Genomic DNA, 14881 nt, shown 5'->3' with positions numbered 1-14881 from the left:
GAAAAATAATTTCTTTTAGAAAATTTAAAGAGCAAACTGCAATCGCGGTTATGCTATTTATTCATCTTAACAGAAAGAAATTATGCTTATTCTACAAAACATTTCATATAAACACAGCAACACTGATTTATTGTTTGACAACATTGGTTTTACAATAAATAATCAGGAAAAAATTGCACTAATTGGCAATAATGGCGTTGGAAAATCGACGTTGCTAAAAATTATTGCCAGCGAATTACAGCCTTCAAACGGAGAACTAAAAGTTAACTCTGAGCCTTATTATATTCCTCAAATTTTTGGGCAATACAATCATCTTACAATTGGCGAAGCTTTGCGTGTCAATGATAAACTGAATGCACTTACAGCAATACTGGAAGGAAACGTAACAGAAGAAAATCTTACGGTATTAAACGATGACTGGACTATTGAAGAACGTTGTTATACTGCGCTAAAATATTGGCAATTATCTGATTTAGATCTAACGCAAAAAATTGAAACATTAAGCGGAGGTCAGAAAACAAAGGTTTTTCTTGCCGGTATCTCCATTCATGAACCTGAATTGGTTTTACTTGATGAGCCCAGCAATCACCTCGATCATGCAGCAAGAGAATTGTTGTACAACTTTATTGATTCTACAAACAGCAGTTTGATTATTGTGAGCCACGATCGAAAATTGCTGAACCTTTTAAACACCGTTTATGAACTTAGTAAACGTGGTATCAGCATTTATGGCGGAAATTATAATTTTTATGCTGAGCAGAAAGAAATCGAAAAAACTGCCCTGAACCAGGATTTACACAGTAAAGAAAAAGCCTTGCGAAAAGCTAGGGAAAAAGAACGTGAAACAATAGAAAGACAGCAAAAACTGGATGCACGAGGAAAAAAGAAACAAGAGAAATCAGGTGTTGCCAGAATAATGATGAATACGTTACGCAATAATGCCGAAAATAGCTCCTCGAAACTCAAAAGCGTTCATGTAGAGAAAATTGACGGCATATCGAAGGAATTACGAGAACTACGGTCTGCTTTGCCTGATGTAGATCAGATGAAATTTGGTTTTGATAATTCGGGTTTACATAAAGGTAAGATTTTGTTTAAGGCAAATGCGATCAACTACAGTTATAAAGAGCGGTTATTATGGAAAAAAGATTTAAATATCGAGATAATAAGCGGAGAAAGAATTGTTCTTAAAGGCAATAATGGATCCGGAAAAACAACTCTGATCAAAATAATTCTGGAAAAATTAGAGCCTAAATCAGGAACGGTATATTCTGCGCAAAATAAATCGGTTTATATCGATCAGGATTATTCGCTTATAAATAATGAACTTAAGGTTTATGATCAGGCACAACAATTTAATAGCTCAGGATTAGAAGAACACGAAATAAAAATGAGACTTAATCGCTTTTTATTCCATAGAGAATATTGGGATAAACCTTGTAGTGCTTTAAGCGGTGGCGAAAAAATGCGGCTAATGTTGTGTTGCCTGACAATAAATAATGGATCACCGGACATTATTATTTTAGATGAACCAACAAATAATTTAGATATTCAGAATATCGAAATCCTTTCAGCCGCTATTAATGAATATAAAGGAACATTGATTGTGGTTTCTCATGATGAATCATTTCTGGAAGAAATAAATATAGAAAAAACAATTCAGCTTTAATAAAGATACAATTCCTTAAAACAACCTCTAAAGACGTATGACTTTAGAGGTTGTTTTATTTTTCAAATCATCTAAACACTTGATTGTAAGTAAAAAAAAAGCATAAATATATTGCGCAGTCAAATAACTGCGTTATATTTGCAGTCAAATAACTGCACAATGGAAATTCGTAGAGATGTATTTCAGGCAATTGCCGACCCTACCCGCAGGGCAATATTAAGTTTGGTAGCGATTCAGGCTATGACACCCGGAACTATAGCTGAAAAATTTGATTCGTCAAGACAAACGATTTCAAAACACATTCAGATCCTGACGGAATGTGAATTACTGGAACAGGCACAGAATGGCAGAGAAATTTATTATCATATCAATGCCATAAAAATGAAAGAAGTAGCTGATTTTATTGAGCCTTTCCGTCAAATGTGGGATGATCGATTTAATAAATTAGAAAGTATTATGAAGAACTATAAACCTAAAAAATAACTTTATGGAACTAAAAACAAAAATCGATGCTCAGGATGGTAAACAGGATCTTATAATTACAAGAGAATTTGATCTTCCGCTGGCATTACTTTTTAAGGCTTATGATGATCCTGAAATTGTAGCACAATGGATGGGCACAAAAGTACTGAAACTAGAAAACAACCCACACGGCGGTTATCAATTTGAAACGACTGATCCTCACGGAAATATTGTGTTTAAGGCAAATGGCGTGATTCATGAATATAGTCCGGACCAGAGAATTATACGCACGTTTGAAATGGAAAACTCACCTTTTGCTGTTCAGCTTGAATATTTAGAGTTTGAATCGATCTCTGATAAAACCAGTAAACTCACGATGCATATAATTTATAAATCTGTTGATCTTCGTGATCAAATGTTGAAATTGCCTTTTGCACAAGGTATAAATATGGCACACAACAGATTGCAGGAAATTGTAAACAAACTTAAATAAAAACATCATGACAAAAAGAAATAAAATTATTTATTGGATCGCTACTCTGTGGCTTGCATTAGGAATGACATCTACAGGAATTGTACAATTAATTAAAATGAAAGAAGAAGTGGACATGATGACCCATTTGGGCTACCCTATTTACTTTTTGACCCTATTGGGAATCTGGAAAATATTAGGCGTTACAGCTATATTAATTCCTAAATTCCCTTTATTGAAAGAATGGGCTTATGCGGGGTTCTTTTTTCAATGTCCGGAGCTGTTTTTTCTCATTTAGCTTCGGGAGATCCTGCCATAGCTCTTTTTGGACCAATATTATTACTTGTTTTAACGGTGACTTCGTGGTATTTCAGACCTTTAGAAAGAAAAGTAACGTCATTAAATCTTTGATCTTTTAAATTTTTTAATTTAGTAAAGCTTATTAAATGTCCGTTTAAAGAATAAAAGAATATCTATTTTTAAATAAAAATAATCATATGGATACTGCTAAAAACAAGTTGTCGCCTGAACAACAAGAAGAAATACTGAATGTTTTAGAAACACGCTTTGAGAAAAACACACAACGCCATAAAGATATTGAATGGGAAAAAGTAAAAGCTAAACTACTGACTAATCCCAATAAATTATGGTCACTCGATGAAATGGAAACAACTGAAGGAGAACCGGACGTTGTGGGTTATGATAAAAAAACCGATGAATATATTTTTTATGACTGTTCTGCAGAAAGTCCCAAAGGCCGCAGAAGTTTGTGTTATGATCATGAAGCTTTAGAAAAAAGAAAAGAAAACAAACCTGCTGACAGTGCACTTAATAGAGCTGCCCAAATGGGAATTGAACTGTTGAATGAAGAGCAATACAAAGAACTTCAGACATTGGGTAATTTTGACTTAAAAACTTCCAGCTGGATTACAACACCTTCTAATATTAGAAAATTGGGCGGAGCATTATTCTCTGATTTCCGTTACAATACTGTATTTGTATATCATAACGGCGCCGAATCGTATTATGCTGCAAGAGGTTTTCGAGGTTTTTTGCGAGTTTAGTAATTTATAAATAGCTTTGATTTCTAAATTTGATTGTATTAGATATCAAGTCCTATTTGATAAGAGTTTGATTTTATGATGCAATATTAAAAAGTAAAAACAAAAATGATTTTAGCCTTTGATACGTATTACTTTGACGAAAAAGCAAAAACGGTTTGCCTGGAATTTGAGGAATGGAACGAAAGTAAAAACTTTAAAATTCACACAGAAATTATCGATAATATCGAGGAATATGTTCCGGGAGAATTTTATAAAAGAGAGTTGCCTTGCATCATTAGTTTATTGAACAAGATTGATTTAAAAAACATTGAAGCGATTGTTGTAGATGGATTTGTTTATTTAGACGATGAAAAAAAATATGGTTTAGGAGGTCGTTTATATGAAAAGCTAAACAGCGAAATTCCGATTATTGGTGTTGCAAAAACAAATTTTGCCGCTATCGAAAAAAACAAGAGAGCTTTAGTTAGAGGCGATAGTAAAAAACCGCTCTTTATTACTTCTATTGGTATTGAGCTGGATGATGCTTTTGAAAAAGTAGCAAGTATGGCAGGAGAATTTAGGTTTCCGACATTGTTAAAAGAACTGGATCGATTAACGAAAGAATTATAAAATCAGGATATCAAACGGATAAAATTAAACTGGATTATTTGGAAGAATTAGAATTAACAGGAGACGATATCCAATTCCTGAAAGAGAGAATTAAGGAATATGACAGATACAGCATTTTATGGGTATTTATTATGCTTTGTTTGTATTATGGTTTTTATCATTTAAATTTTTTAGAGGGAATTCCTTCGGTTGCTTCAGTTTTGGATGGCTTTATTATACTTGAAATTGTATTTCTAGGAGTTTTTAGTTATGCCCTGATCAAAGGTTTTGAACGAAATTTAAATTGGAAGAAAAACTTATACAAACAAAAGAAAATAACAGGTTCTTTTAAAGTTATCGAGAAGATAATTACCAACGAGCATGATTCAGATTCAACGAGTCATAATGTGGTTAGAATATTTTCTGAAATTGAAAAAAAAGATAAATATATTTTTATGGATAATGATAATTTCAGAAAACTAAAGGTAGATGATTTTATTTATCTGGAATATTTTACAGATTCAGATCTCATTAAAACATTAGAATTCAACAATCGAAAATTAGAATACATAAGGTATCAAATATATAATAATGCCTGGTGATAAATTACTTGTAAATGAGTAATTTACTGAATTAAATTTTAATTAAATTTGATAAAACTGAATTTATAAATTAAAACAAATATGATGGAAGATTCAAAAAATCAAACAGACTCATCCTCAAATGAGAACACGCCAAAAGTGACAGGAATTGGCGGTATTTTCTTTTTCTCAGATAATCCTCAGGAAACCAGAGATTGGTACGCAAAGAATTTAGGATTTAATGTTAACGAATGGGGTTCTACTTTTGAATTTAGAAAAGTAAATAAACCTGACGAAATAAGTTCAATGCAATGGAGTCCTTTTAAAAAAGGAGACAACTACTTTTCTCCATCTCAAAAAGAGTTTATGATTAATTATCAGGTTCAGAATATTGAAGGTCTTGTAGATCAGCTCAAGCAAAACGGAGTAACTGTACTGGATAATATTGAAACTTTTGATTACGGTAAATTTGTTCATATCATGGATGCAGATGGCAACAAAATAGAACTTTGGGAGCCAGTTTAATATACAAATAAAAAGATACTCAAAAACTCCATTATTTCTAATGGAGTTTTTTATTTTTAAATGAAGTTTCTGAATCATTTTCTTGTTGAAAATTCAAATAAAAACCAGGTCTAAAACTACTGATTTTAAGCCTGAATTGTGTAGTAAAAAATGAAAGAGTCCTTGTTTTGTTTGCTCCATTTGGCAAAAAGCCCTATATTACAAAAAATAAAAAAGTCAATTTGCACCAAAAGCTACTGGCAAAAAATATTAAGAAAATGAAACAATTACTTCAGTGGACCATCATAATTCCGGCACTTGCCTGGGTTCTATTTTTTAGCGGACTTGTAGACAACAGCAGCATATTTCAGGTTATTGCAAGCATATTACTCATCCTTAGTGTTATGTCTGCCGTACACCACTCTGAGATAATAGCAGAAAGAGTTGGCGAACCCTACGGAACTATTATTCTGGCCATATCCATAACCGTTATTGAAGTTTCGATTATTGTTTCCTTAATGCTTTCAGAAGGTTCAGAAGCGGCTTCTTTAGCGCGTGATACCGTATATGCAGCGACAATGCTAATCTTAAATGGTATTATTGGGCTTTGCCTTTTAATTGGCGGTTTAAAACATTATGAGCAAAATTTTTCTGTTTCTTCTGTTACTATTGGCTTGGTTTCGTTGGTTTCGATTATCGTATTTACACTGGTCTTCCCTACTTTTACAGAAAGTGTTTCAGGATCTTATTATTCAACTCCGCAGCTTGTTTTTGCTTCAATTGCCTGTATCGTTATTTATTCGTCTTTTCTGTTTGCACAAACCAGCAGATACAGACAATATTTTCTAACTGTTGGTGACGACGAGAACGAAGACATTGTGGAGCCAATACCAATCGATAATAAAACTTTTTATACCAGTCTTGTTTTTCTTATAGTAAGTTTGGGTATTGTGGTATTATTGGCGAAAACCCTCTCTCCTACTATCGAAAGTATCATTGTGAGCTATCATCTTCCAAAAACTTTGGTTGGGGTTGTAATTGCAGCCATAATTTTATTGCCTGAAGCTATTGCAGCTATAATCGCAGCAAGAAAAAACAGACTTCAAACCAGTATAAATTTAGCATTGGGTTCTGCTTTGGCAAGTATTGGGTTAACAATCCCAAGTGTCGCTGCAGTTTGTATTATGATGGATATGCCTATTATTCTGGGTCTGGATATTAAATCTATTGTTTTGCTTGCCTTATCTGTCTTTACCGTAATGTTGTCATTGAGCAAAGGAAAATCGAATATTGTTTATGGAGTCGTACTTCTGGTAAATTTATTTGCCTTTGTGTTTCTTATGATATATCCTTGATCTAAATAAAATATTTTTTGTGATAGAATTAGTTTTATATTAGTGATTTAAACTACAAATAAAGAATTAACGCTGGAATAAGAAAAAAATACAGAATCAAATAACATCATAACCAAACAGACAATGAAAAACAAAATTCTACTAATCTTTTTATTTTTGACAGCCTTTGTTTTTGGACAAAAAACAACTTTTAAAATTAAATATTCAGAACAGTTAGCAGTTTTTGTTTTTTTACAAAATCTTTCCCAGGATTATCCTGAAAATGTTTTTAAGACTGAATTTCAACAATCAAAATATAATATTGAGAAGTATAAAGCTATAATCTCAAAATTCGAGAATTTATCCCTTGATTATAGTTTTAGATTTGAAGAATATCCATATGGCTCAAAAAAGAGCATGCAAACAGAAGATATTTTGAAAAAAAATCTGATTGAAACCGAAAATTTAAACGATTTCAAACTGCGGACTATTGGATTTATTCCTAATAAAACCTTGAGTGATCTGGCTGAAAGTATTTTAGAATTTACGCCCATCTATAATGAACTAATTTATAATCCCAATAAAGAAAAATTCGAAAAGCAACTTCGCGAAATTACAAAGTATTCTAACGAGCAGGAAATAGAAAAATATTTTGAAACCGGATTGTTGTTTTATAATTCAAATTGGGATAGTTCAATTCCTTTTATAATAGCTTTTTATCCTTTGCCTAATTCTAACGGATTTACAGCGCAAGCGTTTTGCAACAATTTTATTAGCGCCATACAAACTGATTTAGGATCTTATAAAGATCTTTTTAGTGTTATGCTGCACGAAACGTATCATATTATATATGACGAACAATCACTTGAAGTAAAAACAGAAATTGATACTTATTTTAAAGAAAATAAATCAAAATGCAGTAATTATGCTTATCAACTTATGAATGAAGCTCTGGCGACAACATTAGGGAATGGCTATGTTTATGGAAAATTAGATGGTAAAATTGACACAGGAGACTGGTATAACAAAAAGTATATTAACCTAATAGCGAAGCAAATATATCCATTGGTTACAGTATATATTGATGAAAAGAAACCAATTGATAAAAATTTTATTGATAATTATATCAGGCTTTACGAAGAAAATTTTCCTAATTGGATAAATGAACTTGATAATATAATGACTTACAGATATGTACTGTCAGAAAATAAGAACGATGAGAATACGATAAGAAAACTATTTAGATATCGCTCAAGGTCAGAATTTGAAGATCAAATTACAGAAAGCAGTATTGAGAATATGCAGAAAACAACACTCACAAAAATCATTATTGTCTCGAAAAATAATACCGAAAAACTAAAGCTGATAAAGAATAAGTTTCCAGAGTTAAAAAACTGGAAAATCAATGCAGACAAAGAGTTTGCAGAGAAAATTCTATTAAATGATAAAAGCCAATTGATACTACTAAATCAAAAAAAATCAACGATTGAAGATCTTCTTAAATTGATAAAACAGCAATAAATTTTTTCCAAAACTATAAATTAAATTTTTTAGCAAGAAATGAAAATTGTACTACAAATGATTATGCTAATTTTTATATCGTCAATTTATGCTCAGGAAGATGATTTAAAGAACACAAAAATTACCAACAAAATCAAAACGAAATTCGGAGATCTTATTATTAGCCAAAGCATAGGAAATGGAACTAAATTTACTCAAATTAGTAGTTTTATACGGTTTCCAGACGATTGTGAAGTTCAGAAAGAAACGATTTACGTTAATTTTGATGTAGATTCGAATTGTATAATATCTTCTTATGAAATCGATAAAAAAGGAAAAAATAATTGTGCGACTATAACCATAAAGAATTTTTGTGATGAATTGATCGAGACAATGAAAAAAGAAAACCTGAATAACGTTTTTGATAAAAGCGGTTGTTTTAGGTTACCTTTTGTAATTCAAAGTTCCCAGGAATAACTAGTATTCCTTGCAAAAGCATTGCTAGTCTTTAAAAAAACACTCCAAAATTCATAAAAAATAATGTTCATAAGTCTTTTATTAACTTCAATTAGTTGATTCTTTAGACGAAAGATATTTCTTATATTAGCCAAAGATAAATGTTAATTTGTAATACAAATTCCTTATAAATTAGGGATATTATTATCATTTATCTCTAACTGATAACAAAAACCACATATCAAAAAACACTTTTTATGAAAAAAAGAACAATTCGTTTTACCTGCCTCGTCTTAATTTGTTTTACATCTTCAATTTTTGCACAATTAACATCTGAAAAAATTGATTATTTAGTAGAAAATTCATTAAAAGAACTTAAAGTTGCCGGCGCATCAGTTGCTGTTGTAAAAGATGGAAAAGTAATTCATCTAAAAGGTTATGGCGTTAGTTCTGTAGAAACTAAAAAGCCTGTAAACGAGTATACCAATTTTCAAATCGCGTCGAATAGCAAAGCCTTTACAACTACCGCGCTTTCTATCCTTGAAGATGAAGGAAAGTTAAAATGGACTGATAAAGTAAGAGATTATTTGCCTGAATTCAAAATGTATAATGATTATGTTACCGAGAATTTTAATATAGAAGATTTATTAACACATCGCAGCGGACTTGGCTTAGGTGTTGGAGATTTGATGTTTTTTCCTGATGGTTCAAATTTTACGATTAAGGATGTTATGAGCAGTTTTCAGCATTTTAAACCTGTTTCAGCTTTTAGAACCAAATTCGATTATGATAATCTGCTTTATATTGTAGCAGGAGAAGTAATTGCAAAAGTAAGCGGTATGAGTTATGAAGCATTTGTACAAAAGCGAATCATTGAGCCTTTGCAAATGAATAATTCGTTTGCAGGAAGCAGTTTAATGACCGATCAGACTAATTTGGCAGTACCACATTCGTCAGAATCAGGGACAATAAAAACTATTGAAAGATTTCAGATTCAGGTTAATGGTGCTGCCGGAGGGATAATCTCCAATGCTGCCGATATGTCTAAATGGATGATTGTGCGCTTAAATAAAGGTCAATACGGAGATGATTTAAAATCAAAACTTTTTTCTGAGAAAAACCATGAAGAAATGTGGCGTATTCATACCATTTTAAATTCAGATCCTAATCCCAGATATAATTCTCATTTTAGTGGTTATGGTTTAGGTTGGGGAATATCTGATGAAAAAGGAAACCTAAAAGTATCACACACAGGAGGTTTACCAGGAATGCTTTCGATTGTAACAATGTATCCGGACCTGAATCTTGGAATTGTAATTTTGACAAATACACAAAATGGCGGTGCAGGACTTTTTACAGCAGTTACAAATACTATTGCTGATAGCTATTTAGGCCTGGAGGATTATGGCTGGACCAGGAAAGTAGTCGATTGGATGAAACAAGGTGAAAATACAAGTGATGATGTTACAAAAAAAGTATGGGACAAAGTGAAGTTATCCAAAAATATAAAAGTAAAAAATGAAGATTTTATAGGTGTTTATGCAGATAAATGGTTTGGTGAAATTGAAATATTTGAAAAAGATAAACAATTATGGTTCAAATCGTACCGTTCGCCTAAATTAAGTGGTCCAATGGCTTTTTATAATGCCAATACATTTGCTATAAAATGGGAATATCAGGCAATGAATTGCGATGCTTTTGCTATGTTTTCGCTTGATGAATCAGGTAAAGCACAATCTATTTTGATGAAAGGAATTTCTCCAAACATAGATTTTAGTTTCGACTTTCAGGATTTAGATTTAAAAAGAGTGAAATAAAATATAGAACTGTAAAGATCATTACTTATGAGTGTAGATAGCTCGAATAAAAGTGCTTAACGACCAATTAAAACTCAATTAATTTTACTAAATAATGGCAGGATCAAATTTGTTACTTTTCTTTTTTAGTGCTTTAGGTGCTTTCAATGGTGTTTTGCTTTCGTTGTATTTTGCTGTAAATGCTAAAAAGAAAAATTTTACAAACTATTTTCTATCCCTGCTCCTATTGGTTTTAAGTATTAGAATTATCAAATCGGTATTTTTTTATTTTAATCCGCATTTATCGAATATTTTCATTCATATTGGACTTTCTGCCTGCGTTCTTATTGGTCCGTTTCTGTATTTATATCTAAAATCATATTCAGAAGTTGAAAAAGCAAACTGGAAACAAAATGTAATACCCAATTTGGTCATAATTACCATTTTGGGTTTGCTATATCCTTATGTAGAACATAGGGCGATTTGGAGCAAATGGATTGTATGCGCCATATACGCTCAATGGTTTGTCTACATTCTTTTATCTTTCAAATATATCCGTTCGATTCTTCAAAAAATAAAAGAAAAAGAAACCTTAAAAAGAATCGATGTTTGGTTTCTTAGCATTTATTTTGGCGTGGCATTTATCTGGTTGGCTTATACCTTTGCTGTTTACACGTCATATATTGTTGGGGCTTTATCCTTTACATTTATTTTGTATCTAATTATTTTACTATTAATCTTTAAAAACAGTCCTGAATCTACTTTCTTTAATGAAAAAGAGAAATACAAGAATAAAGAAATCGACAAGGAAACATTAGGCTTAATGAATCAAAAACTATCTGTTATATTAGAAAAAGAACTTTTTCTAAATCCGGATTTCTCTCTTGAAAAAGCTGCAAAAGAACTTAAAGTAACCAAACATGTACTTTCGCAATATGTTAATGAAATATTGGGGAAATCTTTTTCAAACCTAATTAAAGAATATAGAATTGAAAAGGCAAAATTACTCTTAGAATCCACAAACAATTATACAATCGAAAGTTTGGGTTATGACAGTGGTTTTAGTTCAAAATCGACCTTTTTTACCACATTTAAAAAAATTACTGGCCTAACTCCTGCAGAATATCAAAAAAAATATTCTGAAAAAATAAGTTCTACTTTATAATCTAAAACCCGCAAGGCTCATAAAACCTGAATATTTGCACTCATTATTAATAATTAAAAAACTTAAAATGAGAAAAATGCTTTTATCTATTTCAGTTATTCTTTTGTCTTTAAATGTAAATGCACAAGTAAGCGACGCTCCAAACGATTGGGATTTGATCCAAAAAACAATAAATTTATACATAGACGGGCAAGCTACGGGAGATTCTGTCAAAGTAGGTTCGTCATTTGATGATTCCTGGCAATTGAAATATTTTGCTGATAACGAATTAAAAACCGTTACTAAAGCGCAATATATTGTAAGTTTTACGGCACATGCAAAACCTAAAAATTGGTCCGGTCGCACTGTATTTATAGATATTACAAACAATGTGGCAATTGCAAAAGTCGAAATTAGTACAGCAACACTACTATTTGTAGATTATTTTCATTTTATAAAGACAAACAAAGGTTGGTTAATTGTAGATAAGATTTCGACCCGAACACCTCATAAAACCGTTGAAGTTCCTGTGACAAAAGCAAAACAATAATGTTGTTTTTATAGTTAAACATTCTAATTTCTAACATATGAAAATAACAATAATCTTAGTACTTGCTTTAACAGGTTTAAATTTTACAGGTATCAATGCGCAAAATAAAATATTGTTTGTAACGTCAAACCAGGAATTTTATGGAAACACAAATATTCCTGCCGCCAATCACTTTCAGGAAATTATTGTGCCTTATGACGCATTCATAAAAGCCGGATACGAAGTTGACTTTATTAGTCCTAAAGGTGGGGCAATTTCTTTGGGTTACATGAATATATCAGACAGTTTGCAAAAAAAGTATTTGTATAATGGTTGGTTTATGAACAAATTAGAACATACAATGAAACCAACGGAAATTATTGCAGATAACTATTTGGCAATTTTTTACAGTGGTGGTGGTGCAGCAATGTTTGGCGTAGCAGAAGATATTACTATTCAGAAAATTGCCGGAAAGATTTACAATAAAAACGGAGTAATTGCTGCAATTTGCCATGGAACCGCCGGAATCGCCTATCTAAAAAACGAAAATGGGAATTCGCTATACGCAGGAAAAAAAATTACAGGATATCCGGATATATTCGAAAATAAAGATGCCGAATATTACAAAGCATTTCCGTTCTCGATTGACAAAGAAATAAGTAAAAATAAAGGAAACTTTAAGTATTCTGAAAAAGCCGGAGACGGTTTTTATATTGTTGATGGAAGATTTGTAACCGGACAAGACCCAAGCTCTGCACTAAAAGTTTCAAATGAAGTTATAGCGATCTTAAAAACCAATTTTAAAAATACCAATCCAGCTGTAAAAAGTGATTTGGCACAAATTACAGAAATATTGCTTGACTACATTGAAGGAACCGCAAACGGACAACCCGAAAGATTACAAAAGGCGTTTCATCCGGATTTTAATTTATATACTGTTGCAAAAGATACTTTGTGGATACGTTCCGGCAAAGAATACATTGCGAATATAAAAGTTGGGAAAAAAAATAACCGAATTGGAAATATAATTGCAATCGACATAGAAAATGACGCAGCAATAGCAAAAGCAGAAATCGTAATACCAAATCAGCGTACTTTTACCGACTATTTTTTGATACTCAAATATCAAAATACCTGGAAAATTGTACATAAAAGTTATTCCTGGAGAGAGTTACCAAAAAACGAAAAGATTTAAATGTAAGAGAAAAATAAAAGAATCAAATCACAAAAAAAACTCCTTAATATTTTAAGGAGTTTTTTGTGAATTATCTGGCTTCAAAATCAAACAATTGATTGTTTTTTTATCGAATCATTTTTACATATGCGCTATAAACATCATCCTTGATTGAGGTTCGAAGATACACTTCGTTTTCGTCCTGTGTTTTAAACTCAAATTGAATTAAAGCAGCATCAGAATAATAAAATAAGAAATCATCATTTGCAAATTCAAGATTTGAAATAGGATTTGTTGTTAATTTTGTTTCTAATGCTATTTCACCGTTTGTGATGTCTATCTGAAAAAGTTTTTTCTTACGAGTATATCCCCAAATATTATCACTTTCCTCAACTATATATTCTACATTATCAGCTTTGAAATCTGTTTTCCAGATCTGAGTTCCTGCTTTTGAATCTACAGCATATATAGAAGAAACTTCTGGGCCTTGTGCTGCAAAATATACTTTCTTGTCTTTGCAAAATATACGTTCCTTGACATTATTTTGATTTTCATCAAATTTAAATTCCCATAAAACATCTGGTTTATTAGCACTTAAGGCAAAAAGTACATTTTTTTCATTTGCTACAAAAACATTCTCACCATCTGTTACAGGTTTTCCGTGTAGAGGTTCTTCAAAGGTTTTTTGATAAATAAGTTTTCCTGTATTTGCATCAAAACTATAAAAATTAGATCCGCTTTGAGTAAAGATTTTATTATCAAAAAAGAGAACCGGAATATCATTATTTGCAGAATCTAACTTGTAATTCCATATTAAACTTCCGTCCTTGGTATCAAGAGCATAAATATTACCATTTTGAGAAGTTATATATAATTTGCCGTTGTTTATAACCGGAATTTGGTCTTTAAGCACAATTTGATCCGTAATATTACCTAATCTTGTTTTCCAGAAAGGTTTACCGGTTTGGTTATCAATTGCAAAAATTTCACCGTTTATAAACGGAACATATACAACTCCATCCAGCAATGTTACTGCATTTGCGCACATTTCAGTATAAGCATCTGTAGCTTTTACAGTCCAGCCAATTTGTTCAGATTCTAAATCGAATGAAAAAAGAGAACCGTCGTAGTCATAAATTAAAACTAATGCCTGATCTAATGCCACTTTTTTAAGCGGAGTCATTACCTTATTAGTGACGATTTCATTAGGTGGTAAAATCTTATTATTAGAATTAGGATTGCCAGATTTTGGCGTAGTTGGCGCTTGCCCAAATATATTTATAACAGCAAATACAAATAAAAGAGTTATTTTTTTTTTTTTCATTTTTAAAATTTGGGGTTAATGAAATGATATTATTTCTTCTTAGCAATAAAGTTGCCAAATGAAATAATATGCATGTCAAATGTAGTAAAAAATTATTATAGCATTTTTCGAAGTCATAAGGCTTTGAATTATGAATTACAATTCAACAGGTTTGTAATCAGATAACGTAGATTTACAACTATAATTGTCTTAAACCTTTTGCTCTGAAAGAGTCTCAGCAATAGCATAGTGCGTTATAAAGCCTAGGAATTGTGAATTAGAGTTCAACGAATTTGTAATTATAT

The 14881-nt window shown here is 31.4% G+C and carries 15 protein-coding genes and 1 pseudogene; 15 read left to right on the top strand and 1 reads right to left on the bottom strand.

All coding sequences use genetic code 11. The features are described 5' to 3' along the window. The first annotated feature begins 82 nt into the window (after positions 1–82). The 15 genes and pseudogenes from abc-f (at position 83) to RC62_RS22965 (ending at position 13294) form a co-directional block, all read left to right on the top strand. Positions 83–1669 carry a ribosomal protection-like ABC-F family protein gene (abc-f, locus tag RC62_RS02220; RefSeq protein ID WP_055092202.1) on the top strand — a complete coding sequence of 529 codons (1587 nt, stop codon included), beginning with the start codon at positions 83–85 and terminating at the stop codon, positions 1667–1669. A gap of 159 nt (positions 1670–1828) precedes the next feature. Then, positions 1829–2152 (top strand): ArsR/SmtB family transcription factor, encoded by a 324-nt coding sequence (locus tag RC62_RS02215; RefSeq protein WP_055092200.1) that lies wholly within the window; start codon positions 1829–1831, stop codon positions 2150–2152. 4 nt (positions 2153–2156) lie between these two features. Then, positions 2157–2624, top strand: a complete 468-nt coding sequence (locus RC62_RS02210; protein ID WP_055092198.1) for an SRPBCC domain-containing protein — start codon at positions 2157–2159, stop codon at positions 2622–2624. 7 nt (positions 2625–2631) lie between these two features. Continuing rightward, a pseudogene (locus RC62_RS02205) lies at positions 2632–3014 on the top strand (DoxX family protein). Between the two features lie 86 nt (positions 3015–3100). After that, on the top strand, positions 3101–3667 hold the full coding sequence (locus RC62_RS02200; protein WP_055092196.1) for a DUF4256 domain-containing protein: 567 nt from the start codon (positions 3101–3103) through the stop codon (positions 3665–3667). A gap of 105 nt (positions 3668–3772) precedes the next feature. Then, positions 3773–4276 carry an endonuclease V gene (locus RC62_RS02195; RefSeq protein ID WP_055092193.1) on the top strand — a complete coding sequence of 168 codons (504 nt, stop codon included), beginning with the start codon at positions 3773–3775 and terminating at the stop codon, positions 4274–4276. 38 nt (positions 4277–4314) lie between these two features. Beyond that, positions 4315–4857 (top strand): hypothetical protein, encoded by a 543-nt coding sequence (locus RC62_RS02190; RefSeq protein ID WP_055092191.1) that lies wholly within the window; start codon positions 4315–4317, stop codon positions 4855–4857. An 84-nt stretch (positions 4858–4941) separates the two neighbouring features. Next, positions 4942–5361, top strand: coding sequence for a VOC family protein (locus tag RC62_RS02185; protein ID WP_055092189.1), 420 nt, complete (start codon positions 4942–4944; stop codon positions 5359–5361). A gap of 257 nt (positions 5362–5618) precedes the next feature. Then, complete coding sequence (locus RC62_RS02180) at positions 5619–6695, top strand: calcium:proton antiporter (protein ID WP_055092187.1); 1077 nt, start codon at positions 5619–5621, stop codon at positions 6693–6695. Positions 6696–6818: 123 nt separating this feature from the next. Then, positions 6819–8195: a hypothetical protein gene (locus RC62_RS02175; RefSeq protein ID WP_055092185.1), complete on the top strand. Its 1377-nt coding sequence runs from the start codon at positions 6819–6821 to the stop codon at positions 8193–8195. Between the two features lie 39 nt (positions 8196–8234). Continuing rightward, positions 8235–8651 (top strand): hypothetical protein, encoded by a 417-nt coding sequence (locus tag RC62_RS02170; RefSeq protein WP_055092183.1) that lies wholly within the window; start codon positions 8235–8237, stop codon positions 8649–8651. Positions 8652–8887: 236 nt separating this feature from the next. Further along, positions 8888–10447, top strand: coding sequence for a serine hydrolase (locus RC62_RS02165; RefSeq protein ID WP_055092181.1), 1560 nt, complete (start codon positions 8888–8890; stop codon positions 10445–10447). Between the two features lie 94 nt (positions 10448–10541). Then, positions 10542–11591: a helix-turn-helix domain-containing protein gene (locus RC62_RS02160; protein ID WP_055092179.1), complete on the top strand. Its 1050-nt coding sequence runs from the start codon at positions 10542–10544 to the stop codon at positions 11589–11591. Between the two features lie 67 nt (positions 11592–11658). Then, complete coding sequence (locus RC62_RS02155) at positions 11659–12120, top strand: nuclear transport factor 2 family protein (protein ID WP_055092178.1); 462 nt, start codon at positions 11659–11661, stop codon at positions 12118–12120. A gap of 37 nt (positions 12121–12157) precedes the next feature. Beyond that, positions 12158–13294 (top strand): nuclear transport factor 2 family protein, encoded by a 1137-nt coding sequence (locus RC62_RS22965; protein WP_167343841.1) that lies wholly within the window; start codon positions 12158–12160, stop codon positions 13292–13294. A gap of 106 nt (positions 13295–13400) precedes the next feature. Here RC62_RS22965 and RC62_RS02145 read toward each other — a convergent pair whose 3' ends face one another. After that, positions 13401–14597, bottom strand: coding sequence for a PQQ-binding-like beta-propeller repeat protein (locus tag RC62_RS02145; RefSeq protein WP_055092175.1), 1197 nt, complete (start codon positions 14595–14597; stop codon positions 13401–13403). Positions 14598–14881 lie beyond the last annotated feature (284 nt).

The organism is Flavobacterium aquidurense (assembly GCF_001404985.1).
Classification (GTDB): domain Bacteria; phylum Bacteroidota; class Bacteroidia; order Flavobacteriales; family Flavobacteriaceae; genus Flavobacterium; species Flavobacterium aquidurense_B.
The sequence above is the reverse complement of the archived record's forward strand: the minus strand, read 5'-3'. Positions and strand labels throughout refer to the sequence as shown.